Origin of the sequence: Pseudomonas sp. AOB-7 (assembly GCF_003696305.1) — a bacterium.
Taxonomy (GTDB): Bacteria; Pseudomonadota; Gammaproteobacteria; order Pseudomonadales; family Pseudomonadaceae; genus Aquipseudomonas.
The window spans coordinates 1-26,354 of record NZ_RFFK01000020.1 but is presented as its reverse complement, the minus strand read 5'-3'; the positions used below and the strand labels follow the sequence as shown (position 1 = coordinate 26,354).

General features: G+C 68.2%; 28 protein-coding genes. 16 read left to right on the top strand and 12 right to left on the bottom strand.

Annotated elements, in window-relative coordinates; genetic code table 11:
- The first annotated feature begins 30 nt into the window (after nt 1–30).
- Both EA796_RS21940 and EA796_RS21935 read left to right on the top strand, forming a co-directional pair.
- A complete protein-coding gene (locus EA796_RS21940) occupies nt 31–1,122 on the top strand; it encodes a TRAP transporter substrate-binding protein (protein WP_021443887.1) in 1,092 nt (363 codons plus the stop codon).
- A 266-nt stretch (nt 1,123–1,388) separates the two neighbouring features.
- Nucleotides 1,389–1,967, top strand: a complete 579-nt coding sequence (locus EA796_RS21935; RefSeq protein WP_021443888.1) for a TetR family transcriptional regulator — start codon at nt 1,389–1,391, stop codon at nt 1,965–1,967.
- Between the two features lie 139 nt (nt 1,968–2,106).
- On the opposite strand, the gene EA796_RS21930 is transcribed toward EA796_RS21935, so the two are convergent.
- Nucleotides 2,107–2,742: an FMN-binding negative transcriptional regulator gene (locus EA796_RS21930; protein WP_122110169.1), complete on the bottom strand. Its 636-nt coding sequence runs from the start codon at nt 2,740–2,742 to the stop codon at nt 2,107–2,109.
- A gap of 145 nt (nt 2,743–2,887) precedes the next feature.
- On the opposite strand from EA796_RS21930, the gene EA796_RS21925 reads away from it, so the two are divergent.
- The 3 genes from EA796_RS21925 (at nt 2,888) to EA796_RS21915 (ending at nt 4,682) form a co-directional block, all read left to right on the top strand.
- Nucleotides 2,888–3,730, top strand: a complete 843-nt coding sequence (locus tag EA796_RS21925; RefSeq protein WP_122110158.1) for a Tim44 domain-containing protein — start codon at nt 2,888–2,890, stop codon at nt 3,728–3,730.
- A gap of 99 nt (nt 3,731–3,829) precedes the next feature.
- Nucleotides 3,830–4,198, top strand: coding sequence for a VOC family protein (locus EA796_RS21920; RefSeq protein ID WP_021443681.1), 369 nt, complete (start codon nt 3,830–3,832; stop codon nt 4,196–4,198).
- Nucleotides 4,199–4,274: 76 nt separating this feature from the next.
- Nucleotides 4,275–4,682 (top strand): SMI1/KNR4 family protein, encoded by a 408-nt coding sequence (locus EA796_RS21915; protein ID WP_021443680.1) that lies wholly within the window; start codon nt 4,275–4,277, stop codon nt 4,680–4,682.
- A 116-nt stretch (nt 4,683–4,798) separates the two neighbouring features.
- Here the strand turns inward: EA796_RS21915 and EA796_RS21910 are convergent, their stop codons facing one another.
- A complete protein-coding gene (locus tag EA796_RS21910) occupies nt 4,799–5,452 on the bottom strand; it encodes a GntR family transcriptional regulator (RefSeq protein ID WP_122110157.1) in 654 nt (217 codons plus the stop codon).
- Between the two features lie 249 nt (nt 5,453–5,701).
- Between EA796_RS21910 and EA796_RS21905 the strand changes: the two genes are divergently transcribed.
- The 5 genes from EA796_RS21905 to EA796_RS21885 all read left to right on the top strand — a co-directional run bounded on the left by EA796_RS21905 (nt 5,702) and on the right by EA796_RS21885 (nt 10,476).
- Complete coding sequence (locus EA796_RS21905) at nt 5,702–7,093, top strand: aspartate aminotransferase family protein (RefSeq protein WP_122110156.1); 1,392 nt, start codon at nt 5,702–5,704, stop codon at nt 7,091–7,093.
- Between the two features lie 121 nt (nt 7,094–7,214).
- Complete coding sequence (locus EA796_RS21900) at nt 7,215–8,582, top strand: glutamine synthetase family protein (protein WP_122110155.1); 1,368 nt, start codon at nt 7,215–7,217, stop codon at nt 8,580–8,582.
- A gap of 50 nt (nt 8,583–8,632) precedes the next feature.
- On the top strand, nt 8,633–9,364 hold the full coding sequence (locus EA796_RS21895) for an ABC transporter substrate-binding protein (RefSeq protein WP_158603108.1): 732 nt from the start codon (nt 8,633–8,635) through the stop codon (nt 9,362–9,364).
- 145 nt (nt 9,365–9,509) lie between these two features.
- Nucleotides 9,510–9,995 (top strand): acyl-CoA thioesterase, encoded by a 486-nt coding sequence (locus tag EA796_RS21890; protein WP_021445701.1) that lies wholly within the window; start codon nt 9,510–9,512, stop codon nt 9,993–9,995.
- A gap of 85 nt (nt 9,996–10,080) precedes the next feature.
- Nucleotides 10,081–10,476 carry a DUF3301 domain-containing protein gene (locus EA796_RS21885; RefSeq protein WP_122110153.1) on the top strand — a complete coding sequence of 132 codons (396 nt, stop codon included), beginning with the start codon at nt 10,081–10,083 and terminating at the stop codon, nt 10,474–10,476.
- A 4-nt stretch (nt 10,477–10,480) separates the two neighbouring features.
- Here EA796_RS21885 and EA796_RS21880 read toward each other — a convergent pair whose 3' ends face one another.
- Genes EA796_RS21880 through EA796_RS21870 form a run of 3 tightly spaced genes read right to left on the bottom strand, consistent with a single transcriptional unit; the run spans nt 10,481 to nt 12,577 of the window.
- Nucleotides 10,481–10,837 carry a hypothetical protein gene (locus EA796_RS21880; RefSeq protein WP_122110152.1) on the bottom strand — a complete coding sequence of 119 codons (357 nt, stop codon included), beginning with the start codon at nt 10,835–10,837 and terminating at the stop codon, nt 10,481–10,483.
- A gap of 3 nt (nt 10,838–10,840) precedes the next feature.
- The gene (locus tag EA796_RS21875; protein ID WP_122110151.1) at nt 10,841–11,719 is read right to left on the bottom strand and encodes an alpha/beta fold hydrolase; all 879 of its coding nucleotides are present in this window, start codon (nt 11,717–11,719) and stop codon (nt 10,841–10,843) included.
- A gap of 57 nt (nt 11,720–11,776) precedes the next feature.
- Complete coding sequence (locus EA796_RS21870) at nt 11,777–12,577, bottom strand: alpha/beta fold hydrolase (RefSeq protein WP_122110150.1); 801 nt, start codon at nt 12,575–12,577, stop codon at nt 11,777–11,779.
- A 178-nt stretch (nt 12,578–12,755) separates the two neighbouring features.
- On the opposite strand from EA796_RS21870, the gene EA796_RS21865 reads away from it, so the two are divergent.
- A complete protein-coding gene (locus tag EA796_RS21865; protein ID WP_122110149.1) occupies nt 12,756–13,376 on the top strand; it encodes a TetR/AcrR family transcriptional regulator in 621 nt (206 codons plus the stop codon).
- Here the strand turns inward: EA796_RS21865 and EA796_RS21860 are convergent.
- Nucleotides 13,373–14,725, bottom strand: coding sequence for a DUF1329 domain-containing protein (locus tag EA796_RS21860; protein ID WP_122110148.1), 1,353 nt, complete (start codon nt 14,723–14,725; stop codon nt 13,373–13,375). The genes EA796_RS21865 and EA796_RS21860 overlap by 4 nt on opposite strands.
- An 11-nt stretch (nt 14,726–14,736) precedes the next feature.
- Entirely contained in the window at nt 14,737–16,485 is a 1,749-nt protein-coding gene (locus EA796_RS21855) for a DUF1302 domain-containing protein (protein WP_158603107.1), read from the bottom strand.
- A 232-nt stretch (nt 16,486–16,717) separates the two neighbouring features.
- On the opposite strand from EA796_RS21855, the gene EA796_RS21850 reads away from it, so the two are divergent.
- A complete protein-coding gene (locus tag EA796_RS21850) occupies nt 16,718–17,554 on the top strand; it encodes an alpha/beta hydrolase-fold protein (RefSeq protein WP_122110146.1) in 837 nt (278 codons plus the stop codon).
- A gap of 13 nt (nt 17,555–17,567) precedes the next feature.
- On the opposite strand, the gene EA796_RS21845 is transcribed toward EA796_RS21850, so the two are convergent.
- Nucleotides 17,568–18,533, bottom strand: coding sequence for a GTP-binding protein (locus EA796_RS21845; RefSeq protein WP_122110145.1), 966 nt, complete (start codon nt 18,531–18,533; stop codon nt 17,568–17,570).
- Between the two features lie 96 nt (nt 18,534–18,629).
- Here EA796_RS21845 and EA796_RS21840 point away from each other — a divergent pair, with 96 nt between their 5' ends.
- Nucleotides 18,630–18,980, top strand: coding sequence for an NADH:ubiquinone oxidoreductase (locus EA796_RS21840; protein WP_122110144.1), 351 nt, complete (start codon nt 18,630–18,632; stop codon nt 18,978–18,980).
- A 190-nt stretch (nt 18,981–19,170) separates the two neighbouring features.
- Here EA796_RS21840 and EA796_RS21835 read toward each other — a convergent pair whose 3' ends face one another.
- From EA796_RS21835 to dksA, 3 genes are read right to left on the bottom strand one after another with little or no spacing between them, the layout of a single operon-like run.
- Entirely contained in the window at nt 19,171–19,815 is a 645-nt protein-coding gene (locus tag EA796_RS21835; protein WP_021443110.1) for a DUF1826 domain-containing protein, read from the bottom strand.
- Nucleotides 19,815–21,020: a zinc metallochaperone GTPase ZigA gene (gene zigA, locus EA796_RS21830; RefSeq protein WP_122110143.1), complete on the bottom strand. Its 1,206-nt coding sequence runs from the start codon at nt 21,018–21,020 to the stop codon at nt 19,815–19,817. Before zigA ends, EA796_RS21835 begins: the two co-directional genes overlap by 1 nt.
- A gap of 13 nt (nt 21,021–21,033) precedes the next feature.
- Nucleotides 21,034–21,456, bottom strand: coding sequence for an RNA polymerase-binding protein DksA (gene dksA, locus EA796_RS21825; RefSeq protein ID WP_021443112.1), 423 nt, complete (start codon nt 21,454–21,456; stop codon nt 21,034–21,036).
- A gap of 72 nt (nt 21,457–21,528) precedes the next feature.
- On the opposite strand from dksA, the gene folE2 reads away from it, so the two are divergent.
- The 3 genes from folE2 (at nt 21,529) to EA796_RS21810 (ending at nt 25,150) form a co-directional block, all read left to right on the top strand.
- A complete protein-coding gene (folE2, locus tag EA796_RS21820) occupies nt 21,529–22,419 on the top strand; it encodes a GTP cyclohydrolase FolE2 (RefSeq protein WP_122110142.1) in 891 nt (296 codons plus the stop codon).
- A 128-nt stretch (nt 22,420–22,547) separates the two neighbouring features.
- Nucleotides 22,548–24,452 carry a DUF294 nucleotidyltransferase-like domain-containing protein gene (locus EA796_RS21815; RefSeq protein ID WP_122110141.1) on the top strand — a complete coding sequence of 635 codons (1,905 nt, stop codon included), beginning with the start codon at nt 22,548–22,550 and terminating at the stop codon, nt 24,450–24,452.
- Entirely contained in the window at nt 24,452–25,150 is a 699-nt protein-coding gene (locus EA796_RS21810) for a 3'-5' exonuclease (protein WP_021443115.1), read from the top strand. Before EA796_RS21815 ends, EA796_RS21810 begins: the two co-directional genes overlap by 1 nt.
- Before the next feature lie 118 nt (nt 25,151–25,268).
- On the opposite strand, the gene EA796_RS21805 is transcribed toward EA796_RS21810, so the two are convergent.
- On the bottom strand, nt 25,269–26,354 hold a 1,086-nt coding region (locus EA796_RS21805; RefSeq protein ID WP_178082594.1), incomplete at its 5' end, for a BCCT family transporter.

Here is a 26,354-nt window from a genome sequence, read left to right as displayed (position 1 = left end):
GGATTGAGAACCCACAATAAGGAAGCCCCGATGAATCGCCGTCATCTCTTCACCGCCACCGCGGCCCTGCTGGCCGCCCTCGGCCTGGCCGGCTGCAAGGACGACCAGGCCGGCAGCGAGCAGGCCGCCGCCCCGGCGCAGACCTACCAGTGGAAGATGGTCACCGCCTGGCCGAAGAACTACCCCGGCCTGGGCACCGCCGCCGAGCGCCTGGCCGAGCGGGTCAAGACCATGAGCGACGGCCGCCTGACCATCAAGGTCTACGCCGGCGGCGAACTGGTGCCGCCGCTGGAGGTGTTCGACGCCGTGTCGCGCGGCACCGCCGAGCTGGGCCACGGCGCCGCCTACTACTGGAAGGGCAAGGTCAACACCGCGCAGTTCTTCACTTCGGTGCCGTTCGGCCTGTCGACCCTGGAAATGAACGCCTGGCTGAGCAAGGGCGGCGGCCAGGCGCTGTGGGACGAGGCCTATGCGCCGCACGGGGTGAAGCCCTTCGTGGTCGGCAACACCGGTATGCAGATGGGCGGCTGGTTCAACAAGGAAATCAACTCGCTGGACGACCTCAAGGGCCTGAAGATCCGCACCCCGGGCCTGGGCGGCGAGGTGCTGGCCAAGCTCGGCGCGATCACCGTCAACATCCCCGGCGGCGAGGTGTTCACCGCCCTGCAGACCGGCGCCATCGACGCCACCGACTGGGTCAGCCCCTACAACGACCAGGCCTTCGGCCTGCAGCAGGCGGCCAAGTACTACTACTACCCGGGCTGGCAGGAACCACAGGCGGTGCTCGAGCTGCTGGTCAACCAGAAGGCCCTGGACAGCCTGCCGGCCGACCTGCAGGCGATCCTCACCGAGGCCGCCCGCGGCGCCAGCCAGGACATGCTCGACGACTACGTCTACCACAATGCCCTGGCCCTGGATCAGCTGAAGAAGAGCGGCACCCTGCTCAAGCGCTTTCCCGACGAGGTGCTCGACGCCATGCAGCGCGAGGCCGATGTGGTGCTCGGCGAGCTGGCCGCGCAGAGCGAGCTGAACGGCCGCATCTGGGCCTCGATGAAGGCCTTCCAGGCCCTCGCCGCGCCGATGCATTCGGTCTCGGAGAAGGAACTGTACAACTGGCGCTGAGGCGAGCGTCGCAGCCGGACAAGCGTANAGAAGGAACTGTACAACTGGCGCTGAGGCGAGCGTCGCAGCCGGACAAGCGTAGGGTGGATCGGGGCGCGTAGCTGTCGCTTTCCACATCCAGCAAAGGGTGGATCGGTGAAGCGTGATCCACCCTACGAACTGCGTAGCCCGGATGACATGCCCGCAAACGGAAGCCTCGGCTTCCGTTTGTCGTTTCAGGCCCTGGGTGGCGGCGGCGCGGCCATACTCGAAGGCGAGGTGAACCGATGAAGAAAGCCGCCCTCACCCCAGCCCGCATCCTCGACAGCGCCCTGCAGCTGGCCGACGTCTGCGGCTGGGAGCGCCTGCACCTGTTCGAAGTGGCCGCCGCCCTCGGCGCCGGACTGGACGACATCGCCCCGCACTATCGCGACAAGGACGCCCTGGTCGAAGCCTGGTTCGACCGCGCCGACCTGGCCATGCTGGCCCGCGCACGCCAGCCCGACCTCGCCGAACTGAACGCCGAACAGCGCCTGGAAGCCTGCCTGCTGGCCTGGCTCGACAGCCTCGCCGCGCACCGCGCGGTGACCGGGCAGATGCTGCTGTACAAGCTCGAGCCCGGGCATATCCACCTGCAGCTGCTCGGCCTGATGCGCATCAGCCGCACCGTGCAGTGGTGGCGCGAGGCCGCCGGGCGGGAGACCCTGCACCTGCGCCGCATCGCCGAAGAGACCCTGCTCACCGGCGCCTACCTGCGCAGCTTCGTGCACTGGCTGCGCCACCCCGAGGAAGACGCCGCCGAATTCCGCGCCTTCCTGCGCGGCCAGCTGCGCTGCGGCGCGCTGGCCCTGCTGCTGCGCCGCTGAAGGGGAAATGGCGCGCATGCGCGGCGCGGAAATCCTCGTGCACAGGCCCGGATTGCATCCGGCTACAGGAGCAACCGCACACCGGGGCGCAATCCCGACAAGGCCGTGATGCGCACCGCCTGGGCGGCCCGGCGACAGCCTAGCGCTTCAGACCCGCCATCGCCTCGGCGATCCGCCGTTCCTCCGCCCGCGACGACTGCGCCAAACCCTCACGCACGCCGGCGAAGTCGGCGGCGCCCTTGTTCTGGCTGAGCTTGCGCACGCCCTCGATCCGCCGGATCGGCAGGGCGAAGCCGACGATGGCGCGCAGCATGCTGTCGATATAGCCGGCCGGCGCATCGCTTACCGCCCAGGGCTGCGCCCGCCCCCGCTCGTGATGGGCGCTGAGGCGGCCGACCAGATCGAGCAGACGCTGGCGCTCGTCGAATACCTCGAGCCGGCCGCGCACGTGCACCGCCTGGTAGTTCCAGGTCGGCACCACCTTGCCGTGCTCGGCCTTGCTCGGGTAGTAGCCGGGGCTGACGTAGGCCTCGCCGGCCTGGAAGATCGCCAGCGCCTGGGCGTCGCCGTTCAGCTCGCGCCATTGCGGGTTGGCCCGGGCGAAATGACCGTAGAGGGTGCCGAACTCGCCCTCCTGCGCCACCAGCAGCAACGGCAGATGGCTGGCCTGCAGGCCGTTTGCGCCCGGGCTGACCAGGGTCGCCAGCGGGCTCTGCTCGATCAACTGGTGCAGGGCGGCAAGATCGCTCACGGCGAAGGCTTTCGGCTGATACAAGGTGGCGGCTCCGGACAGGCTCGACTCGACCGCCATGCTGCACCGTCGCGGCGCAAAGCAAAAGCCGGAAACATTCTGTCACTGGTCATCGCCGCCCATGCCGGGCAAGATGCCGCCACGCCTTTCCACCAGAGAGAAAACCGTGATGCAGCGTTTCCTCAGTATCGCCATGGTCCTGTGCCTGGCCCTGACCTTCAGCTTCGAGGCCCATGCCAAGCGCTTCGGCGGCGGCAAGTCGTTCGGCTCCGCGCCCAGCCACCAGACCCGTCAGGCCCAGCCCACGCAGCCCGCCGCCACCGCCCCGACCGCCGGTCGCCAACCGGCCGCCGCCAGCGGCGCCTCGCGCTGGCTAGGCCCGCTGGCCGGCCTGGCCGCCGGCGGCCTGCTCGCCTCGATGTTCATGGGTGACGGCTTCGAAGGCCTGCAGATCATGGACATGCTGATCTTCGGCCTGATCGCCTTCCTGCTGTTCCGCTTCCTCGCCGCCCGTCGCGCCCGCCAGCAGCCGCAAGTCGCCGCCGCCGGCGCGCCCTACCAGCGCGAAATGCCGGCCAGCGCCGCGCCGACCTCGATCTTCGGCGGCAACGCCGCTGCCGCGGCCCGTCCGGTGATCAACGCCCCGGCCTGGTTCAACGAGCAGAGCTTCATCGCCGCCGGTCGCGAGCACTTCCTCAGCCTGCAGCAGCACTGGGACGCCGACGAGATGGACAAGATCGCCGAGTTCGTCACCCCGCAGCTGCTGGACTTCCTCAAACGCGAGCGTGCCGAACTGGGCGAGGGCTTCCAGTCCACCTACATCGACGAGCTGGCCGTGCAGCTGGACGGCGTCGACGACGATGCCGAGAAGACCACCGCCACCCTGACCTTCAGCGGCGTGGCCAAGACCTCGCGTTTCGACCAGGGCGAGCCGTTCAGCGAAAGCTGGCGCCTGGAACGCGCCCAGGGCGACAACCAGCCCTGGCTGATCGCCGGCATCCGCCAGAACTGATCGCGCCGCGCAGCACAGCAACCCGGGCTTGTCCCGGGTTTCTTTTGCCCGTCGACTTTCGGCTAGAGTGATAGCGCCTACCTCGAGGAGCACGCGCGGATGATCGGATACACCACAGTCGGTACCCACGACCTGAACAAGGCCAAGGCCTTCTACGGCGAGCTGCTCGCCGGCCTCGGCGCCAAGCCGCTGGTGGATATCGGCCGGCTGACCCTGTTCGGCACCAGCATGAAGCAGCCGATGTTCGGCGTCTGCCTGCCCTACGACCAGCAGCAGGCCTGCGTCGGCAACGGCTGCATGACCGCCCTGGTGGCGGGCTCGCGGGCCAAGGTCGACGAACTGCACGCCAAGGCGCTGAGCCTCGGCGGCAGCGACGAAGGCGCACCGGGCGAACGCATGCCCGGCTTCTATATCGGCTACTTCCGCGATCCGGACGGCAACAAGCTGGCCTTCTTCCACGCCGGCTGAAGCCGTCGCGCACCGATACCGCCCCAGCAGGCTGTTGGGGTATAAAGCCCGCCGCATTGATCAGGAGGTTGCCCCCGTGGAAGAAGTCATCGAACAGCTGCGCGAACTCAACGAACCGGTGCCGGTGCCGCTGGAGTTGCCGGACGAGGAAACCCTGGTGGAGATCCAGGAGCAGATCCTCATCCACCTGCCCTTCGAGCTGCGCGAGTTCCTGCTCAAGGTCAGCGACGTGGTCTACGGCCGCCTGGAGCCGGTCACCGCCAGCGACCCGCAATCGCACACCTACCTGCCGGAAGTGGCCGCCGAGGCCTGGAGCCTGGGCCTGCCGCGCGACCTGGTGCCGCTGTGCCAGAGCGGCCGCGACTACTACGCGGTGGACGTGGAAGGCCAGGTCTGGCTGTGGGACGGCGACGAGGGCGAGCTGACCGACGAGAGCTGGGACTCGGTGTGGCACTGGTGCCGCGACGTCTGGCTGGAAAGCTGAGGGCCGGGCAGCGGCGCTGGGTCAGGCCGCCGCGAAAGTGCCGCCCGCCGCACTGACCATGCTGGCGGCTAACCCAGCCTGCAGGACTGCCCCCGACGCCGTTGGGGGGCAGCGCCTCACCCCTCGCCCTGCTCCAGCGCCAGCAGGTTGAGCAAAAAGCGCGCGAAGTACAGCAGATCCTGCTCCATCGCCTGACGCGCGGCCTTGGCGTCGCCGGCCTCGATGGCGGCGAAGGCGTCCTCGTGGAAGTCGTTGAGCCGCAGCGACAGGTCGGCGCCGGTGAACAGGCGGTTGAAGAAGGGGCCGATCTGCAGCCACAGCGACTCGATCGAGCGCAGCAGCACCGGGTTGCCGCAGGCGGCGTACAGGTGCAGGTGGAACTGGCTGTTGGCGCGGAGGTAGTCCTGCACCTGGCGCTGCTCGATGGCCGCATCCATGCACGCCACGCAGTCGCGCAGCAGGGCCAGGTCGGCCGCCTGCAGGCGCGGCGTGGCCAGCTCCACCGCCAGCCCTTCCAGACCCAGGCGCACCTGGAAGATGTTCTCGTAGCGCTCGCGGGTCATCGCCGGCACCCGCACCGAACGCTGCGGCTCGCCCTCCAGCGCGCCCTCGGCCACCAGCCGCTGCAACGCCGCGCGCACCGGCATCGGGCTGGTGCCCCACTGCGCCGCCAGGTCGCGGATCTTCAGCCGTTCGCCGGGCTGGAAACGCCCGGCCAGCAGGCCCTCGCGAATCTTCTGGTACAGCTGCTCTTGCAGGTTATCGGCCATCGAGCGCCTCCTGCGGCGGCGCCGGCAGTTGGGCAAGGGTCAGACTACAGTCACGCATGGCGGCCTCCGTGAAAAATGTGCACGAATGTACTCCAGACGCCGCTTTGTGCCTAAGCGACGAACTGGCGCACCTTATTTGTGATCACTAATAACCATGTATTTGCGAAATATAGCGGATTCATCGACATCATTTACTAATATGTGATCACAAAATATCATGCAGCCAGATTCTTACCGAGGTATGCCCAGATGACCGCCAGCGCTATCAGCCCCGCCGCCGTGGAACGCTTCGCCGCCGCCGAGCGCGCCTTGTTCCTGGCCCGCAACCCCAAGTCCGTCGCCCTGGCCGAGCGCGCGCGGCATTCGCTGTACGGCGGTGTGCCGATGCACTGGATGGCCGACTGGTCGACCCCGGTGCCGCTGTTCGTCGAGCGGGCCAAGGGCGCGCGCTTCTACGACGTCGACGGCCACGAGTACATCGACTTCTGCCTGGGCGACACCGGCAGCATGTTCGGCCACTCGCCGGACCCGATCGCCAAGGCCATCGCCGAACAGGGCCACAACGGCCTGACCACCATGCTGCCGGGCGAGGACGCGGTGGTCTGCGGCGAGCTGCTGGCGGCGCGCTTCGGCCTGCCGTTCTGGCAGGTGACCGCCACGGCAACGGACTCGAATCGCTATGTGCTGCGCTGGGCCCGCGCCATTACCCAGCGCAAGACCCTGCTGGTATTCGACGGCTGCTACCACGGCACGGTGGACGACGTGATGGTGCGCCATCGCGATGGCCAGACCGTGGCCCGCTCCGGGCTGGTCGGCCAGGCCTATGACCTGACCCAGTACAGCCGCTCGATCCCGTTCAACGATGTCGCAGCGCTGGAAGCGGCGCTGGCCCAGGGCGACGTCTGCGCCCTGCTCTGCGAGCCGGCCATGACCAATATCGGCATGGTCCTGCCCGAGCCGGGTTTCATGCAGCAGTGCCGGGAACTCACGCGCAAGTACGGCAGCCTGCTAATCATCGACGAAACCCACACCATCTCCACCGATATCGGCGGCTGCACCAAACTCTGGGATCTCGAGCCGGACTTCTTCGTGGTCGGCAAACCCATCGCCGGCGGCGTGCCCTGCGGCATCTTCGGCTGCAGCGCGGCGATGGCCGAGGCCATGACTGAAGCGCGCAAACGCTCCAGCGAAGGCAGCCATGGCCACGGCCACAGCGGCATGGGCACCACCTTGTCGGCCAACGCCCTGGCCATGCACTGCATGCGCGCCAACCTGGAACAGGTGATGACCCCGGCCGCCTACGCCCATATGCTGCCGCTGGCCGCCAGACTGGCGGCGGGCTTTCGCCGCCTGATCGGCAAGCACGCGCTCAAGTGGTCGGTGACCGAGCTGGGCGCACGCTGCGAATTCCAGTTCTGCGCCACCGCGCCGCGCACCGGCGCCGAGGCCGAGGCGGCCTTCCACGACGAGCTGCAGATGGCCCTGCACCTGTACCTGATCAACCGCGGCATCCTGATCACCCCCTTCCACAATATGACCCTGTGCTGCCCCTCGACCACAGAGCAGGATGTGGACCAGCTGATAGGCATGCTCGACCAGGCCCTCACCGAGCTGCTGGCCATTCCCGGCGCCCGCGAATAAAACCGTAGGGTGGATGACGCTCTTTTCATCCACCAACAGGCCACCGATACCCGGTGGATGGATAAAGCGCCATCCACCCTACGCCCCGGTGCACAACGTGCCCATCAGGTGAGAGACCACCATGCAATTCGCCAACCCCCAGGAAGCCCGCGACTTCCTCGAACGCCACCCCGAGGTACGCAGCATCGAGCTGATGCTGATCGACGCCAACGGCATCCCGCGCGGCAAGCTGCTGCACCGCGACGAACTGCTGGCCATCTACGAGCACGGCCGGCCGCTGCCCAGCTCGATCCTGTCGCTGACCATCCAGGGCGAGGACGTCGAAGAAAGCGGCCTGGTCTGGGAGGTGGCCGATGCCGACTGCTGGACCTACCCCATCCCCGGCTCGCTGTGCCTGCAACCCTGGCGCGCGGTGCCCACCGGCCAGCTGCAGGTGAGCATGCACCCGACCGAAGGCCTGCCGGCCACCCCGGGCGATCCACGGCACGTGCTGGTGCGCGCCATCGAGGCGCTCAAGGCCGACGGCTACCACCCGGTGATGGCGGTGGAGCTGGAGTTCTACCTGCTGGACAAGACCCGCGACGCCTGCGGCCGGCCGCAACCGGCGCTGCAGATGAACGGTGTGCGCCCGCAGGCGCCGCAGGTCTACGGCGTGTACGAGCTGGAGCAGCTGCAGCCGTTCCTCGACGACCTCTACGCCGCCTGCGAGGCGCAGGGCCTGCCGGTGCGCACGGCGATCTCCGAATACGCCCCCGGCCAGCTCGAGCTGACCCTGGAGCACCGCTTCGACGCGCTGCAGGCGGTGGACGAAGGCGTGCGCTACAAGCGCCTGGTCAAGGGCGTGGCCAACAAGCACGGGCTGCAGGCCTGCTTCATGGCCAAGCCGTTCGGCGACCAGGCCGGCAGCGGCCTGCATATGCACGTGTCGCTGGCCGACGCGGACGGCAACAATCTCATGGCCAGCGAAGACCCGCAGGGCACGCCGCTGTTGAAATATGCGATTGGCGGGATGATGGCCACGCTCGACGACGCCCTGGCGATCTTCTGCCCCAACGCCAACTCCTTCCGCCGCTTCCAGGCCAACAGCTATGCGCCGCTGGCCAAGAGCTGGGGGGTGAACAACCGCACCGTGTCGTTCCGCGTGCCGGGCGGGCCGGCCAAGAGTCGCCACGTCGAGCACCGCATCTGCGGCGCCGACGCCAACCCCTACCTGGCCGCGGCGGCGATCCTCGCCGGCATCCACAAGGGCATCCGCGAGCGGATCGACCCGTGCCAGGCCATCATCGGCAACGGCTACCAGCAGGCGCGCGAGACCCTGCCCACCGACTGGCTCACCGCGCTGCGCGCGCTGGAGAACTCCGCCTGGGCCAAACAGACGCTGGGCGAGGAGTTCCTCAAGGTGTTCCTGGCGATCAAATGGGCCGAGTACCGCCAGTTCATGGGCGAGGTGGGCGAACAGGACTGGCGCTGGTACCTGAGCCACGCCTGAACGGCGCACCCTGGGCTAAGCTTGCTACGGCGAGGGGCGGGGAGAAACGCATGAAACGCTGGCTGTTGCTGGCTCTGGCACTGCTGGCCAATCTGGGCCAGGGCGAGACGCTGCGCGTCGGTATTGAGCTGCACGACTACTTCCCCTACTACCGCGCCGTCGCCGGCAGCCCGCCCGAAGGCTACTGCCTCGACCTGCTGCAGGCCTTCGCCGAGCACGAGGGCCTGACCCTGGAACTGCTGCCGCAGCCGATCAACCGCCTGTACCGCAACCTGCTCGACGAGCAGAGCCTCGATCTGCTGTTCCCCGACAACCCGGCCTGGGCACGCCAGGCCAAGACCGGCCGGCACCTGCACTACAGCGATGCCGCCGCGCAGATCGTCGACGGCACCCTGGTGCTCGCCGAACGGCGCGGCCAGGGCCTGGCCCGGGTGCGCCAGCTCGGCACGGTGCGCGGCTTCACCGCCGAAGCCTGGCAGCCGCTGCTGGCCAAGGGTGGGGTGGACCTGGTGGAGACCCAGGACATCCAGAGCCTGATCCGCATGGTCGCCCGCGGCCGGCTCGATGCGCTCTACGCCAACCCCCAGGTGGTGCGCTACCAGCTCGGCGAGATGGGCCTGGCCAGCGACTACCTGCAGCTGGATCAGCAACTGCCGCTGACCTACACCAGCTTCCACCTGAGCAGCTACCGCCACCCGGAACTGATCCGCCGCTTCGACCGCTTCCTCGTCGAACAGGACGCCAGCGTGCAGCGGCTCAAGGCGCAGTACGGCCTGCGCTGACGTTCGGCAGCCAAACCGGCCGTGGACTGTGGCGCGCGAGCGCCCGCCGGCGTCCTTGCATGAGGCCGCCGCGATCCCGGCGCCGAGCCGGCACGACAGCAGGCGTCCTGCAGCGTCCCGCCCATCCCCCGCCCACGGAGTACCTATGGAAGCCGGAACCGCACAACTGACGATGACCGTACTGATGACCCCGGACATGGCCAACTTCTCCGGCAACGTCCACGGCGGCACCCTGCTCAAGTACCTCGACGAAGTCGCCTACGCCTGCGCCAGCCGCTACGCCGGTCGCTACGTGGTGACCCTGTCGGTGGACCAGGTGATCTTCCGCGAGCCGGTGCACGTCGGCGAGATGGTCACCTTCCTCGCCTCGGTCAACTACTGCGGGCGCACTTCGATGGAGATCGGCATCAAGGTGATCACCGAGAACATCCGCGAGCGCTCGGTGCGCCACACCAACAGCTGCTTCTTCACCATGGTCGCGGTGGACGAGCAGGGCCGCCCGGCGCCGGTGCCGGAGCTGCAGCCGGATACCCCCGACGGCCTGCGCCGCCAGCGCCAGGCCGCCCAGCGCCGGCAGATCCGCGCCGAACTGCAGCAGCGCTACCAGGCCCTGAGCGAAGAGAAAAGCTGAGAGCCACCCAGCGTCCACCCGACCGCATGGGCTGAGAAGCGGGCGGCAGATGGGCTAAGCTCTGTCTCCCGCCGCCGGAGTCATAATGATCGATCTGTTCGATGTCTTCCTGCTGATGCTGTTCGCCGCCTTCTGCGCCTGGCTGTGGCGCGGCCACGGCATTCGCGAACGCGCCCTGAGCCTGGCCAAGCAGCACTGCGCAAGGCTCGACGTCGAGCTGCTGGACGGCGCGGTGGCCCTGCGCCGCCTGGCCATCCTGCGCGACGCCCGCGGCCACCGGCGCCTGGCGCGGCTCTACGACTTCGAGTTCACCGTCACCGGCGAGCAGCGCCTGCGCGGGCAGATCAGCATGTTCGGCCAGCACCTGGGGCGTATCGAACTGCAGCCGCACCCGGTGCTCGAGGCCCAACCGGAGCCGGTGGCGACCCAGGGCAGCGACAAGGTGATTCGCCTGGAGGATTGGCGGCGCAAGGCCGAGTGAGCCCTCAGCCCTCGTCATCCAGCAGCGCCAGCACCTGCTGCCATTCGCCGCGGCAGCCGTAACTCATCGGCCAGCGCAGCAGCCGGCAACAGCCGCGATGCCAGCGTCCACGGGCCTGATTGCGCCGACAGCCCTCCACCAGCCAGTCACGGTCGAAGGCGCCCCAGACCCCGGCCGTCACCCAGTGGTTGAGCCACACCACCGGCGCCACCTCGTAGTGGAAGATTCGCTCCAGCTCCGCGCGGCTCAGGCCGCTGTTGCGCAGCACCGCGGCGATGCTGCGCAGCCAGGGCTCGTCCAGCTCGCTGTCCAGCCACAGGTCGGACAGCGCCAGCCAGACCTCCTCGCGCTCGGCGCTCAAGACCTAGCCACACTGCAGCAGGAAGTTGGCCACCCGCTCGGCGCTGTCGGCCGGCCGCTCCTGCATGAAGCAGTGCCCGCCGGGCACCACCTGGCCGCGCACATGGGGGTTGCCCGCGCACCAGCGCGCCACCGAGCGGGCGACGAAAGGATAGCTGCGCGCGCCGTGGATCACCTCGGTCGGGGTGCTCACCTTGGCCAGCGACGGCCACAGGCGGCGCGGATAAGAACCGAAGATCTCGGCCTCACGGCTCGGCCGGCACTTGAGCTCGACGCCGTCCGCCACCTCCTTCAGCGCATGCTCGATATAGGCGGAAAAAGCCGCCTCGTCCCAGCCGCGGAACATGCCGCGGCCGTGCAGCGCGGCATGCGCGGCGGGGCGATCCGGCCATTGCCGGCGGCGCTTGCGCGCCTTGCTCGCCATGCCGCTGCGCTGGGCCAGGCCGACCACGTCGGACAGCGCCATGACGCCGATCATCGCCGGGCTGAACAGCACCGGATCGAGCAGCACCGCGCGCCGGAACAGCTCGGGATGCCGGGCCAGGATCAGGCTGGTCAGCACGCCGCCGAAGCTGTGGCCGAGGGCGAAGCGCGGCACCGCGCCGAACGGCGCACGCAACGCCTCGAAGGCCTCCAGCGCCAGCTCGGCGCTGCGGTTCCAGCCGTGGAAGCGGCCGCCGTGATCGCTGTCGCCATGGCCCTGCACGTCGCACAGCCAAAGGTCGAAGTCCTCGGCCAGCCGCGCCAGCATCGGCTCGTAGACCCGCCCGCAGTAGCCGTTGCCGTGCAGGAAATGCAGCAGCGGCTTGCCCGAGGGCGGGCTGTGCCAGCCGCGCAGGGTGAAGCCGGCGGAACAGGAATGGGACCAGGGAAGCAGTTGCATAGAGGACCAGCCGCAGCCAATGACGGCTGGCCAGTGTAGCGGCGCGCCGGCGCCGCGTCAGGCCGGCACGGGCGGCGAATGTTCGGCGATAAAGGCCTGCAGCAGCTGGTTGAGGCGCTGCGGCTGGTCCAGCGGGGTGGCGTGGCCGGAATCCTCGATCACCTCCAGACGGGCGTTGCGCAACTGGGCGACATAGGCGCGCTTGTAGGCCAGCGGCGTGTAGTCGCGGTCGCCGGCCACCACCAGCAGCGGGGTGTCCGCCTGCGCCGCCCGCGGCAAGGCGCTCCAGCCGGGAATGGCACGCATCGCGTGCAGGTAGGAGGTGCGGTCGTTACCGGCGATGCGCTCGATCAGCTGCTCGCGCAGCGCCTGCTGCTCGGCCTTGGGGAACAGCTTGCCGGCCAGCAGCCGCGCCAGCGTCGGCAGGCCGAGCGCGCGCACCAGCAGCAGGCGCAGGCCGACCTGGGCGCGGATCTTCCAGCTGTCCAGCGGAAAGCTCGGCGCGCTGTTGACTACCGCCGCCGCGCGCAGCAGCTCGGGGTGATCGGCGAGCAGCTGGAAGGTGAGCATGCCGCCCATGGAGATGCCGACCAGGACGCACGGCTCGATATCCAGGGCGCGGATGAAGTCGGCCACATCCGCCGCCAGCTCGGCCAGGCTCACCGGCGCACGCAGCGGCGCGCTCTGGCCATGGCCGCGCAGGTCCAGGGCGTAGACCCGATAGTGCCGGGCCAGGTGCTCGATCTGCGGTTGCCAGTCGAGCGAGGAAGAGCCCAGGCCATGCAGCAACAGCACCGCCGGGCCCCGGCCGCGGCAAACATAGGCGATGCGTCCACTGGGTAGATGCAGATAGTCCATAGCTCACTCGACTCCTTAATTAACGACAAACAATAAAGTGCCCTGACTCGCAATAAAGGAATCATCCACCGGGCGTTAATCCATCAACTTTACAGACAACTTTCTAATAATTGATCGGTTATTTGCCTTGACTTGCCAAACCCCCTAGAATCGGCCCGTGCCGGTTCGAGAATTGATCATGTACAGCATCGCCAGCCCTACCCAGGCACGCAGCAAAAAGGCTCTGGAACGCTTCCTCAACGTCGCCGCCGAGCTGCTCGCCAACGACAGCTTCGAAGACACCGGCATTTCCCAGATCGCCCATCTGGCCGAATCCTCGGTGGGCACCTTCTATCGCCTGCTGGGCGACAAGGACGTGCTGCTGTACGCCGTGCACGAACGCTTCATCGAGCAGAGCGGCAGCGCCATCGATGCCCTCGCCGAGCAGCTGGCACATGCCGAAACGCCTTTGCAGGCGCGCGTCGCGGCCTTTATCCAGGGCCTGGTGCGCCAGTTCGACGGCAGCGAGGGCCTGCTCCGCGCGCTGATCCGGCGCAGCTCGGCGGACCTGCGTTTCCGCCAGCGCTTCCATCAGCTCAATGCCCATATCGGTCAGACCTTCTGCCGTATCGCCCTGGCCAACCCGGCCGAACTGGGCCACCCCAATCCCGCCCAGGCGGCCGCTCTGTGCGCCCATCTGCTGCTGGCCGGGATGAACTACTTCACCATGGTCGGCAGCCTCGGCACGACGCCCAGGGAAGTTGTGCCAGATGAACTTTCCCGGCTTATCTGCAATTACCTGAAAGTTGCCGAAAGTTAACGCACACTGTCCCTTCTAAGTTGCGCCGGGGTGAAGTCGGTGGGTTTCAGGGCAATTTCGAACTGATCCGCCGGTTCCTCGTTGGACAGAATACCGATGACATAACGGCCGCCGATCAGGTCGTATATTGCGTCGCCCTTGGTCCACACCAGCGGCTGGTCGTAATAGTTGATGGTGTAGGACTCGCCGAGGCGCCAGAGGTTGTCGCGGTTGTCGTAGTGATCGACCAGCAGGATCTGGTAGCTGTCCTCGTCGAAGTAGAAGTCGCGGCGCTTGTACTGGTGGCGCTGGCCGGCCTTCAGCGTGGCGCGTACGTGCCAGACGCGGTGCAGCTCGTAACGCAGCAGCTCGGGATTGACGTGGCCGCGCTGGACGATGTCGCTGTACTTGTTGCTCTTGGCGGCGAAGCGGTAGCTGTTGTAGGGCACCAGCATTTCCCGCTTGCCCAGCAGCTGCCAGTCGTACTTGTCCGGCGCGCCGGAGAACATGTCGAAGTTGTCGGTGGTGCGCATGCCCTCGGAGGCGGTGCCGGGCGAGTCGTAGGCGACGTTCGGCGTGCGCCGCACGCGGCGCTGGCCGGCGGCGTAGAGCCAGGCCAGACGCGGCTCCTTGACCTGGTTGACGGTCTCGTGAACCAGCAGCTCGGTACCGGCCAGGCGCGCCGGCGCCAGCACCGACTGGCGGAAGTAGAACAGCACGTTGCCGTTGCCCTTGCTGAGATCGCCGGCGTCCTGGTTGAACAGGAACAGGTCCTCGATGCGGGTCATGAAGTAGTCGCCGCTGGCGTGCGGCACGGCCTGGGCGTAGTAGCGCTTGACGCTGTCGCCGCGGTAGCGCACCAGGTGGTTCCACAGCACCTCCAGGCCCGACTGGGGAATGGGAAAGGGCGTGGCCAGCTGGAAGTCGGCGATGCCGTTGCCGTTCTCGATCAGCTTGGCTGTCGTGGCGTTGGTCTTGACCGCGGCGTACACCTTGTCCGGGTAGGACGCCGAGCGCCGGGTCGGGTAGACCTTGAGCTTCCAGCTGTCGTGGTAGCGCTGCAGCATGGCCAGCTGACCGGGGCTGAGCTGCTCGCGGTACTGCTGGGCATTGGCCTGGGTCACAGTGAACAGCGGCTGGTCGGCGGCGAAGGGGTCCTTGTAGCCGAGCTTGGCGTCGAAGGCGCCGCTGTCCTTGGCCAGGCCGCCGTCCCAGGCGGGAATGCTGCCGGCGGCATTGCCGGCGCGCTCGGCCCCCATGGGGGTGAGATCCTGGCCGAGCCGCGCGGCCTGCGCGGCGTCGACCTGGGCCATGACCGGCGCGGCTGCCAGCAGGGCGAAGGCCAGCAGGGCGATATTCAGACGATGCATGGCGTTCCCTCTCAGAAGCTGTATTTGACGTTGAGGCTCAGGTAGTCGCGGTCGGTGCGCTTGTTCGACAAGCCGCCGCCGCTGTAGCCGACGTAGCGGGCGCCGACCGTGAAAGCTTCCTGATAGATGGCGTCGAGGCCCAGCGACCAGCTCTGCGCTTCCTCGTCGAGGCCGTTGGTGAGCTGGGGGGCGACGCCGTTGATGCTGTACTGGTAGCTGAGGCTGGGCGCCAGGGTGACCAAGTTGAACACGTTGCTGTAGGTCAGCTGCAGGCTGGCCTGGGCGCCGTAGGCGCTGCTGGTGGCCTCGTAGTAGTCGACGTCCGACTCCAGGCCCTGCACCCGGCTGGCCACCAGTTCGCTGAACAGGGTCGCGGAGTTGGCGCCGAGCAGCCCGGTGAAGTTGTAGATGGCCGACAGCGAGGCCTGGACCATGTCCTTCTCGCGGTAGCCATCCAGACGCGTGCCCACCGGCAGACCGGCGAGGTTGCCGAACAGGGCGTCCGGCAGGTACTCGCCCAGGCCCAGGGCGATCGGCGTGTCCGGTCGGTAGCTCAGCTCGCCGGCCAGCGACAGGCCGTTGAAGATGCTGTCGCCGCCGACCGAGGTGTTGAAGCTGACGCCGAACAGGTCGCGCTTCTCCAGGTATTCGGCGTAGTAGCGCGAGCTGCTGGCGTCCGGCAGCAGGCCGACCACCGGTACCAGCACCGGCTGGCCGACGGTGAGGCCGATCATCGGCACCTGCATGTTGTAGCGCAGGTAGTAGAAACCCAGTTCGGTGTCGTTCAGCTGCGGCACATACCAGCGCAGGGCCACGCCGTACTGGGGCGAGTCGTCGCCGTCGATGTCCTGCGCCCGCGGCATGAAGGTGCGCGGCAGGTAGCCGCGGATCAGCTCGTTGACGAAGCCGGGGCCGAGCGCCTCGCCGTAGGCCGCGGCCACGGCCGGGCTGTCGAAGGCAGTACCGAGAATAGCCTCCTGCAGCGGCGCCACCGACAGGTAGTTGCAGCCCTCGCCGAGCACGTCGAGGGTCGAGTAGTAGGTGCCGCAGGGGTCGATCTTCGACGCTTCCCAGGCCTTGCCCGGCTGCCAGTAGCCCTCGATGCTGAGGTTGTCGCGCAGCTCGAAGGAGGCATAGACCATGGCGGTCGGCATATAGGCCTCCTTGATCTCCGAACCCGGGGCGCGCAGCGCGTTGATGTCCACCGGGTTGGTGGCGCCGATGCCGTTCTGGTAGAACAGCGACTCGCCCCAGTTGATCACCTGACGGCCGAGACGGGCGTTCAGCGCGCGCTCGCCCAGCGTCCAGCTGCCATAGACGAAGGCGTCGAGCAGGTCGGCGCTGGAGCCGGCTTCGTCGAGGCCGGCGTCGCTGATCGGGCGATGGCGACGCTCGTCGTCCTCGAGCTCGAAGTCGTAGAAGGCGCGGCCGCGGACGAACAGGCCGTATTGTTCCCGATAGCGCAGGTCCAGCTCGGAGACGGCCTTGACCACCTCGGAGAACAGCTCGCCCTTCTTGAAGTTGAGGTTGCCGTCGTCGGAGTTGATCAGCGCCGTGTTGTCGCCTGTGCCGCCGTTGGCGCGGGCGATCAGCTTGCTGTCCTGCCCCTCCATGCGGTAGCTGACGCCGTAGGACAGGGTGGTGTCCAGCGACACGCCCCAGTCGCCATGACGGGTCTGAAACCCCTGCGCCACGCCGAACGGCAGCGCCCCGAGCAATGCCAGGCCGGCTGCCGCCAGGCCCCTTCCTTGATGTGCCACGATGACCTCCAGCTGTTGTTTTTATCGGAATCGGAACATCGGTTCCGAATAAACTAGTACGCTGGTTTCAACCTGGCAAGCCCCCGGTTCTATTTTTCTCCTCTCCGCAGCGCTCAAGCCCGCCGCATTCGCCTGCAGGCCAGGATTGGCGCGGCCTGCAGCACTTGACGGAATCGGAATTCCTGTTTCAATTCGATGCGCGGTACCCATAACAACAACGGAGAATTCCGCCATGTCCCACCTTCGCACCGCCTGTCTCTGCCTGCTGTTGCTGTCCCTATCCACCCTCCAGGCCCAGGCCGCCTCGCGCTGCAGCGAGCGCGCCAAGAGCCTGCTGCTGCCGGCCAAGGTCAGTTGCAGCTATCAGTCCGCCTGGATCGATTCCGGCCTGGTCGGCCAGCGCCAGGTGATCTACCAGACGCCGCTGGGCACGCCGCCGGCCGCCGGCTGGCCGGTGGTGCTGATCTACCAGGGCTCGTTCTTCCCGCTCGACGACTTCACCTACTACAGCAATATGCCGTTCGGCGGCTTCTACGAGGGCAAGCTGATCCAGCGCCTGCTCGACAACGGCTACGCGGTGGTTGCGCCGAGCGCACCGGCCGATCTGTTCTGGCAGACCAATATCCCCGGGCTGGCGCAGCACTACGAGCTGAGCACCGACTACGACTTTCTCGGCAACGTGCTGGAGGCCATCGCCGCCGGCCATTTCGGCCCGCTCGACGCCAGCCGCCAGTACGCCACCGGCATCTCCAGCGGCGGCTACAACAGCAGCCGCATGGCGGTGTCCTTCCCCGGCCGGTTCAAGGCGCTGGCGATCCAGTCCGGCTCCTATGCCAGCTGCTCGGGGCCGCTGTGCAGCGTGCCGACGCTGCCGGCCGACCATCCGCCGACCCTGTTCGTGCACGGCTTCGTCGACCTCACCGTGCCCTGGTGGAGCATGGAGCTGTACTACGACCGCCTGCTCCATCAGGGCATACCAACCGCGCGGCATACCGAGGCGCTGGGCGGGCACGAGTGGTTCGCCAGCTCGCCGGGCAAGATCCTCGCCTGGTTCCAGAGTTATCCCTGACCGCTAACGCGGTCTACGAGACGCGGCAGGCAGCCAGGCCGGCGCGCAGGGCTGCGGCATCCTGCGCTTCGCTGAAGATCAGCTCCAGGCGTGAGTCCTTGCGCCATTCGCTGGCGCGCCAGCCCTCGCCGGCCTGGCCGTGCAGGGCATTGAGCGAGCGCCAGCCGTCTTCGCCGTGCAGCACCGCCTTGGCCCGGCGCCAGTCCAGGCCGTCCAGCCAGCGCTGCACCTGGAGCAGGCCGAAGCGCTGGCTCGGGTGCCAGCGCCAGCCGATGCTCCAGCCTTCGGCCTGATCCTGGATCAGGCAGATGGGTTCATCCGGCGTACGCCACAGCTGCGGCAGGGGCGCTGCGGCGCTGGGCAGTACGGCGGCGCCCGGGTTGCCGGCCTGCGCGGAGCGGCCCGGCAGCAGCGCCAGCTCGAGGCGGCCCTGGGTGGTCCAGAAGAGTGGCAGCGGCGGCAATGCGGCGGCGATACGGGCGCGGTCCTCGGCGCTCAGGCGCTCGCTCTTGTTCAGCAGCAGCAGGCCGGCGCCGTCCAGCGCCAGGCGCTGGCTGTCGGGCAGCGCCTCGCCGCGGGCCAGGGCGGCGGCGTCCAGCACCAGCAGCATCGGCTGCACCGCCAGCACCCCAATCCAGGGCGGCTGGCGCAGCTGCTCCAGCAGTTGCAGCGGGTGGCCGAGGCCGGATGGCTCGATCAACATGCGGTCCGGCCGCGCCCGGCGCAGCAGGCGGCCGAGGCCGACCTGAAAGGGCGCGCCGTTGACGCAGCACAGGCAGCCGCCGGCCACCTCGGCGAGGGCGACGCCGTCCTCGCCGCGCTCCAGCAACGCGGCGTCCAGGCCGATCTGGCCGAATTCGTTGACCAGCACCGCCCAGCGCTCGGCCGCCGGCTTCTGCGCCAGCAGCTGGCGGATCAGGCTGGTCTTGCCGGCGCCGAGGGGGCCGGCGATCAGGTGGGTGGGGATCTGACTGAGCATGGGCCTATGGTCGACGGTCTTGGCTGCCGTTGCCAGCACAGACTGCAGGTGGACGGCATGCTAGATTCGCCGGCAATTTGCTCTGGAGTCGATACGATGCGTGCGTGGTTGCTGCCGTTCTACCTGTTGCCCGGCCTGGCCCTGGGCGAGGCTTGCGTGGTGCACAGCCAGGCCGAGCGCCTGGACGTGCAGCTGTGCCAGGAGAACCGCAATATCCCGAGCCAGCTGTTCCGCGAGGGCTTCTGCCAGCCGCAGCTGCAGGGCCAGAAGGTGGAGGTGGAGTTCCTCGAACAGTGCCCCGCGGGCGCCTACGGCGTGTGCCAGGAGGCGCGGGCCGGCAGCGGCCTGTATCGGCAGGACATCCACTACTACGGCGTGGCCAGCGATGCGCTGTATCTGCAGCCGGCCTGCACCAGCCAGTATCAGGGCACCTGGATCGAACCCTGACATCAAAACGTCACCCAAACCGCGCCTAATGACTGCGGGTACCTCACATGGCCCTCATGTCGAGTCACGCGTCGACATGATCTCTTGGTGCTTAAGGCCGGGGCAGTCGCTCCGGCCTATTTTTTTGGTTCGCCATCCCGTGGGTTGAGGAGCCCGCGACGAAGCCCAACGGAAACCGTCGCAACCGCCCTCAGGCCAGCCAATCCAGGGTCAACAGCAACCGCCGTTCGCCGGCCGGCGGCTGCGGCGAGCGGTGGATCAGCCCACGGCCTTCGTTGCCCTGCCATTTCTCGCCCTTGGCCAGTGCCACCTGGCCGGCCTGCAGCTGACGAATCGCTGCCGCGTCCTGCGGCTCGGCCGACCCATCGCCCAGGCGCGCGCGCGGCATGCCGCCCTCCTCCAGCCACTGGCTGCCGACCCCGGCGTAGCTGGTGATCAGCCGCAGCGGCACGTGATCGACGTGAAAGCGCGGGCACATGGCCTTGTCCAGCACACGCAGGCGCAGGCCGATGCGCTCGGCATCGAGCAGGCAGGCGTAGGCGCGCACCAGCCAGGCCACGTCGGCGAGAAAGGCGGCCTGGCCCGGCAGGTCGGCGTACTGCGCCACCAGGCCGTCGAGATTCGGCGCGCTGTCGGGCGTCGCCAGCTCCAGGGTCATGGACTGCGCCAGGGATTCGCCCTGGGCCAGCAGCGCCGCGGCGAAGTCCTCGATCTGCGCCGGCAGGCGGCGCTGCCAGACGGCCAGGTTGACCTCGTCGCGCAGCACCTCGGTGAGCACCTGGATATCCTCGCCCAGCGCCTGACGCGGCGCCGGGCGCAGCTTGAGGGCCAACATCAGGCCGCCTCCTGCTGCCAGGCGCCGAAGGGATCGGGCAGCAGACGCCAGGCCTCCGGCCCGCCGGCCATTTCCTCGTCGGTGAGCAGGCAGGCGTCCAGCTCGGCGGTCAGCCGGGCGAAGTCGATGTTCTGGCCGATGAACACCAGCTCCTGGCGGCAGTCGCCGACCTCGGCACTCCAGTGCTGCATGATCGCCTGCAGCCCCTCCTCGTCCTGCGGCCAGTGCTGCTTGGCCACGAAGCGCCACCAGCGCCCGGCCAGGCCGTGGCGCATCAGGCCGCCGGCCTGCGACCAGCTGCCGGCCTCCTGGTACTTGCTGGCCAGCCAGAAGAAGCCCTTGGAGCGCAGCAGGCGACCGTTGACCCAGTCGCGGGCGATAAAGTCGAAGAAGCGCTGCGGATGGAAGGGCCGGCGCGCGCGGTAAGCGCTGGAGGCGATGCCGTATTCCTCGGTTTCCGGCACGTGCTCGCCGCGCAGCTCCTTGAGCCAGCCCGGCGCCTGCGCGGCGCGCTCGAAGTCGAAGCGGCCGGTGTCGAGGATCTGGTCCAGGGTGATCTGGCCCATGCTCATGGCCTGGATCTCGGCGTGGGTGTTGAGGCCACGGAGGATGGCCATCAGCTCCTCGCGCTCGGCCTGGCTGATCAGGTCGATCTTGCTGATGAGGATGACGTCGGCGAACTCCACCTGCTCGATCAGCAGGTCGGTGATCGAGCGCTCGTCCTCCTCGCCCAGGGTTTCGCCGCGGCTGGCCAGACTGTCGGCCTCGTGGAAGTCGCGCAGGAAGTTCACCCCGTCGACCACCGTGACCATGGTGTCCAGCCGCGCCAGGTCGGACAGGCTGCGGCCCTGCTCGTCGCGGAAGGTGAAGGTCTCGGCCACCGGCAGCGGCTCGCTGATGCCGGTGGATTCGATCAGCAGGTAGTCGAAACGGCCTTCGCTGGCCAGGCGGCTGACCTCGTCGAGCAGGTCCTCGCGCAGGGTGCAGCAGATGCAGCCGTTGCTCATTTCCACCAGCTTCTCTTCGGCGCGGTTGAGGCTGACGTCCTGCTGGACGGTGGCGCCGTCGATATTGATCTCGCTCATGTCGTTGACGATCACCGCGACCTTGCGGCCCTCGCGGTTCTTCAGCACATGGTTGAGCAGGGTGCTCTTGCCGGCGCCGAGAAAGCCGGACAGCACGGTAACGGGTAGACGCTGATTCATGGGGGTTCCTCGTTCAGTCACGGTCACGCTGATGTTTTTCGCGCTGCTCCTGGCGCTCCTTGGCCTCGATGCACAGGGTCGCGGTGGGGCGCAGCAGCAGCCGCTTGAGGCCGATGGGCTCGCCGGTCTCGGCGCACCAGCCGTATTCGCCGCGCGCCAGGCGTTCGAGCGCCTGGTCGATCTTGTCCAGCAGCTTCTTCTCCCGCTCCAGCAGGCGCAGCTGCCACTGGCGCTGCTCCTCGGCGCTGCCGATATCGGCGACGTCGCTGCTGGTCTCGCGCTCGCGCAGTTCGGCGAATTCCTCGTCGATGCGCGCCTGCAATTCGGCACGCTGGGCCAGCAGCAGGGCGCGGAAGAAGCGCTGCTGGGCGTCGTTCATATAGGCGTCGGCGGGCTGGGCGAGCAGTTCGGCTTCGGTAGGCACAGTCAGGGTCATGGCACATCGGCTGGTTTATTTTTTAGTGTTATAACATAACACTCAATCGAACCAGCAACCCACGGATTTGCGATGAACGTACAGACCCTGCCGGACATAGCCGCCCAAGCCACCCACCACGACCTGCCGCTGGACTGGGTCGGCATGGCCGGCATCGCCCTGCCGCTGCGGCTGGCCGGCCAGACGCTGACGGCCCAGGTCGATATCGGCGTCAGCCTGATTGATGGCGGCGCGCGCGGCATCCATATGTCACGCCTGTACCTGGCCCTGCAGGCGCTGGCCGGCCAACCCCTGGACGTGCCGGCACTGCAGCGGCTGCTGGACGACTGCCTGGGCAGCCACCGCGAGCTGTCGGACAGCGCCAGCCTGACCCTGCGCGGCGCGCTGCCGCTGGAGCGCCCGGCGCTGATCAGCCCGTTGAGCGGCTGGAAGCACTACCCCTTCGAGGTTCGCGCACGCCAGGACGGCCGCCAATTCCAGGTCGAACTGCAGGTCGAGCTGGCCTATTCATCCACCTGCCCGTGCTCGGCAGCGCTGGCCCGGCAGCTGATCCAGCAGCAGTTCAACGAAGATTTCGCGGGCAAAAACCTCGATCGCGCCGACATCATCGGCTGGCTCGGCAGCACCCGGGGCATCCTCGCCACGCCGCACAGCCAGCGCAGCACGGCGACCCTGCAACTGCGCCTGAACCCGGATTGCAAGGAGCTGCCGCTGCTGGCGCTGCTCGACGGCGCCGAGCGCGCCCTCGGCACGCCGGTGCAGACCGCGGTCAAGCGCGCCGACGAGCAGGCCTTCGCCCTGGCCAACGGGCAGAACCTGATGTTCTGCGAAGACGCCGCGCGGCGCCTGCACCGCGCCCTGCGCCAGCTGCCGCAGGCCAGCGCCTTGCGCGTGCGGGTGGTGCACGCGGAAAGCCTGCACGCCCACGACGCGGTGGCCGAGAGCCGCTGGAACTGGGGGTGAGGCACGAGCCGCTGCCCCGCCCGACCATAAACGCTGGCGGGCCTGCGACGGCGTTGGGCGCATTCGGAGGGGCGAATCCCGTGGCCTCTGTGCTTAGATGGAGGCCACCCGCGAGCTAAGGACGCCCCATGCAGATCGAGCTGATCGAGATCCGCGATCACCTGAAGCGCTTTCCGCCTTTCGACAAGCTGCCGGAGGAGACCCTGGGCGAGATCGCCCGCCAGGTGCAGGTCGGCTACTTCAAGGCCGGCAGCGAGATCCTCGCGCCGGGGGCGCCGATCCATGAGCTGCACTACGTGCGCAGCGGCGCGGTGGAGATCCACAGGCGCAGCGGCGAGCTGCACAACCGCCTGACCGAGGGCGAGATCTTCGGCCAGGCCGGGCTGATGGGCGGCAACCGCGTGCGCCTGTCGGCGCGGGCGCTGGAAGACAGCCTGATCTATTTCATCCCCGGCGTCCTGTTCCACCAGCTGTGCGAGCAGTTCGACAGCTTCGCCGACTTCGTCGAGCTGGTCGGCCAGTCGCGCCTGAAGTCGGCGCTGGAGGACAGCCAGGGCAAGGCCAGCGAGCTGATGAAGATCACCGTGCGCAAGCTGGTCACCCGTGCGCCGGTCAGCGTCGTGCCGGACACCCCGGTGCAGGAAGTCGCCCGGGTGATGACCGAGCACAGCGTGTCCTCGGTCATAGTCGTGGCGCCGCAGAAGGACGCCGCGCCGGCCGCCGGCGAGCGCCCCGCGCAGCGGATGGCCGGCATCCTCACCGACCGCGACCTGCGCACCCGCGTGCTGGCCGAAGGCTTGCCCGGCCACACCCCGGTCAGCCAGGTGATGTCGCCCGATCCGATCACCACCCAGGCCGACGACTCGGTATTCGAAGCCATGCTGAGCATGCTGCGGCACAACATCCACCACCTGCCGGTGCTCAGCCGCAACGTGCCGGTGGGCGTCATCAACCTGGCCGATATCGTCCGCTACGAGTCGCGCAGCAGCCTGTACCTGGTCAACGGCATCTTCAACAAGCAGTCGGTCGAGGAGCTCAAGCGCCTGACGCCGGACCTGCGCGCCACCTTCCTGCGCATGGTCGCCGACGACGCCAACGTCAACATGGTCGGCAAAGCCATGAGCGGCATCGGCCGCGCCTTCGCCCAGCGCCTGCTGGCGCTCGCCGAGCACAAGCTCGGCCCGCCGCCGGTGCCCTACTGCTTCATGGTCGCCGGCTCGCTGGCACGCGACGAGCAGCTGCTGCTCACCGACCAGGACAACGCCCTGGTGCTCGACGACAGCTTCGACCCCGCCCTGCACGGCGACTACTTCGCCGAGCTGGCGCAGTTCGTCAACGACGGCCTGGCGACCTGCGGCTATGCCTACTGCAAGGGCGGGATCATGGCCAACAACCCCAAGTGGCGCAAACCGCTGCGGGTATGGCGCGACTACTTCATCCAGTGGATCGAGCAGCCCAACCCGGAGACCCTGCTCAACGCCAGCATCTTCTTCGACCTCGACGGCGTCTACGGCGCCACCGAGCTGGTGGAAAACCTCAAGGACCTGCTCGCCAGCCGCGCCAGCGGCAACCCGGCGTTCCTCGCCGCGCTGGCGCGCAACGCGCTCAATCGCACGCCGCCGCTGGGCTTCTTCCGCACCTTCGTGATGGAGACCGACGGCCAGCAGAAACACATCATCAACCTCAAGGGCCGCGGCACCGCGCCGCTCACCGACCTGATCCGCGTGCACGCCCTGGCCTGCGGCTCCCGCGCGCAGAACTCGCTGGAACGACTGGACGCCATCGCCACCACCAAGCTGCTGCCCAACGAAGCGCTGGAGGGCCTGCGCTACGCCTTCGAATTCCTCGGCCTGGTGCGCATCCGCCACCAGGCGCACGACCTGCAAGCCGAGCGCAAGCTGAGCAACTACATCGAACCGGAGCAGATCAGCAGCGAGGAACGGCACAACCTCAAGGAAGCCTTCCAGATCGTCAGCAATGCGCAGAAATTCCTCCGTTTCCGCTATCCGGCGCAGCCCATGGGGCGTCTGTGATGAGCGCCGCGAACTGGTCCGAGCGCCTGCGTCAGCTCGGCGAAGCTGCCCGCGATCCCCGCCTGGCGGCCTTCTACCGCGCCGGCTGCCCGGCCGCCGAGACGCCGCTGGGCGAGGCGCCCCTGCTCGCCCTGGACGTGGAAACCACCGGCCTGGAGCCGGGCCGCGACGCCATCGTCAGCCTCGGCCTGGTGCCCTTCGATCTGCGCCGCATCCGCTGCCAGGAGGCGCGCTACTGGGTGGTGCGTCCCAGCAGCGAACTGCACGGCGATTCGGTGACCTTCCACCACATCACCCACTCCGACGTGCGCCATGCACCGCCGCTGGACGCGGTGCTCGGCGAGGTGCTCGAGGCCCTGGCCGGCAAGCTGGTGGTGGTGCACTACCACCGCATCGAACGCGGCTTCCTCGACCAGGCGCTGCGCCGCCAGCTGGGCGAGGGGTTGCTGTTTCCCCTGCTCGACACCATGGCGCTGGAGGCGCGCCTGCATCCACGCAGGCGCCCCGGCCTGCTGGGACGCCTGCGCGGGCAACGGCCGATCTCCATCCGCCTGGCCGACAGCCGCCAGCGCTACGGCCTGCCGGCGTACCGCGCGCACCATGCGCTGAGCGACGCGCTGGCCACCGCCGAACTGCTGCAGGCGCAGGCGGCCACTCATCACTGGACGCATACGCCGGTGGGCGAGCTGTGGCACTAGCCGCGCCCCAACCTTCGCAGGGGAATAGCCGGTGCGCCCAGAACGCCCATGAAAAAAGCCGCGATACCCAGCGGCATCGCGGCTTTTTCTCCAGTGCCAGGGGCTCCTCGCACAGACGCTAGTCGCGCGACAGCACCCCGGCTCCGCCCGGCAGCGCACGCGGCTCGCTGAGCAGACCCTTGATGACGGCGACGCACCCCACCAGCAGCACCAGGGTGAACGGCAGGCCGGTGGACACCGCCATGGCCTGCAGCGCCACCAGGCCGCCGCCGAGCAACAGCGCCACGGCCAGCGCGCCCTCGAGCAGCACCCAGAATGCCCGCTGCGGCAGCGGCGCGTTGACCTTGCCGCCGGCGGTGATGGTGTCGATCACCAGGGAACCGGAGTCCGACGAGGTGATGAAGAACAGCACCACTAGCACGATGGCCACGAAGGAGCTGAGCGCACTGATCGGCAGCTGGTCGAGCATGACGAACATCTTCAGCTCCAGCGCCGCCTGCTGCAGCTCGGTCAGACCGCCCAGGGCCTGATGAAACGCGGTGCCGCCGAAGGTGCTCATCCACAGCACCGACACCAGCGACGGCACCAGCAGCACGGCGATGAGGAACTCGCGCACGGTGCGGCCACGGCTGACCCGGGCGATGAACATGCCGACGAAGGGCGACCAGCTGATCCACCAGGCCCAGTAGAAGGCGGTCCAGCCCTGGCTGAAGTTGGCGTCCTCGCGACCGACCGGGTTGGACAGCGCCGGCAGGTACTGCAGGTAGGCACCGAGGTTGTCCAGCACGCCGCTCAGCAGCAGCGCGGTGGGACCGGCGACCACCACGAACAGCAGCAACAGCAGGGCCAGGCCCAGGTTCAGCTCGGACAGGCGCTTGACCCCCTTGTCCACACCGGCCAGCACCGAGCACAGCGCGATCAGGGTGATGACGGCGATCAGCAGCACCTTGGTGGTGGTGTCGGCCGGCAGGCCGAACAGGCTGTGCAGCCCGGCGGAGGCCTGCTCGGCGCCCAGGCCCAGCGAGGTGACCAGGCCGAACAGGGTGGCGAACACCGCGAGGATGTCGATCACATGCCCCGGCCAGCCCCACACCCGCTCACCCAGCAGCGGGAAGAAGATCGAGCGGAACGACAGCGGCAGGCCCTTGTTGAAGGCGAACAGCGCCAGTGCCAGGGCGACTATGGCGTAGATCGCCCAGGGGTG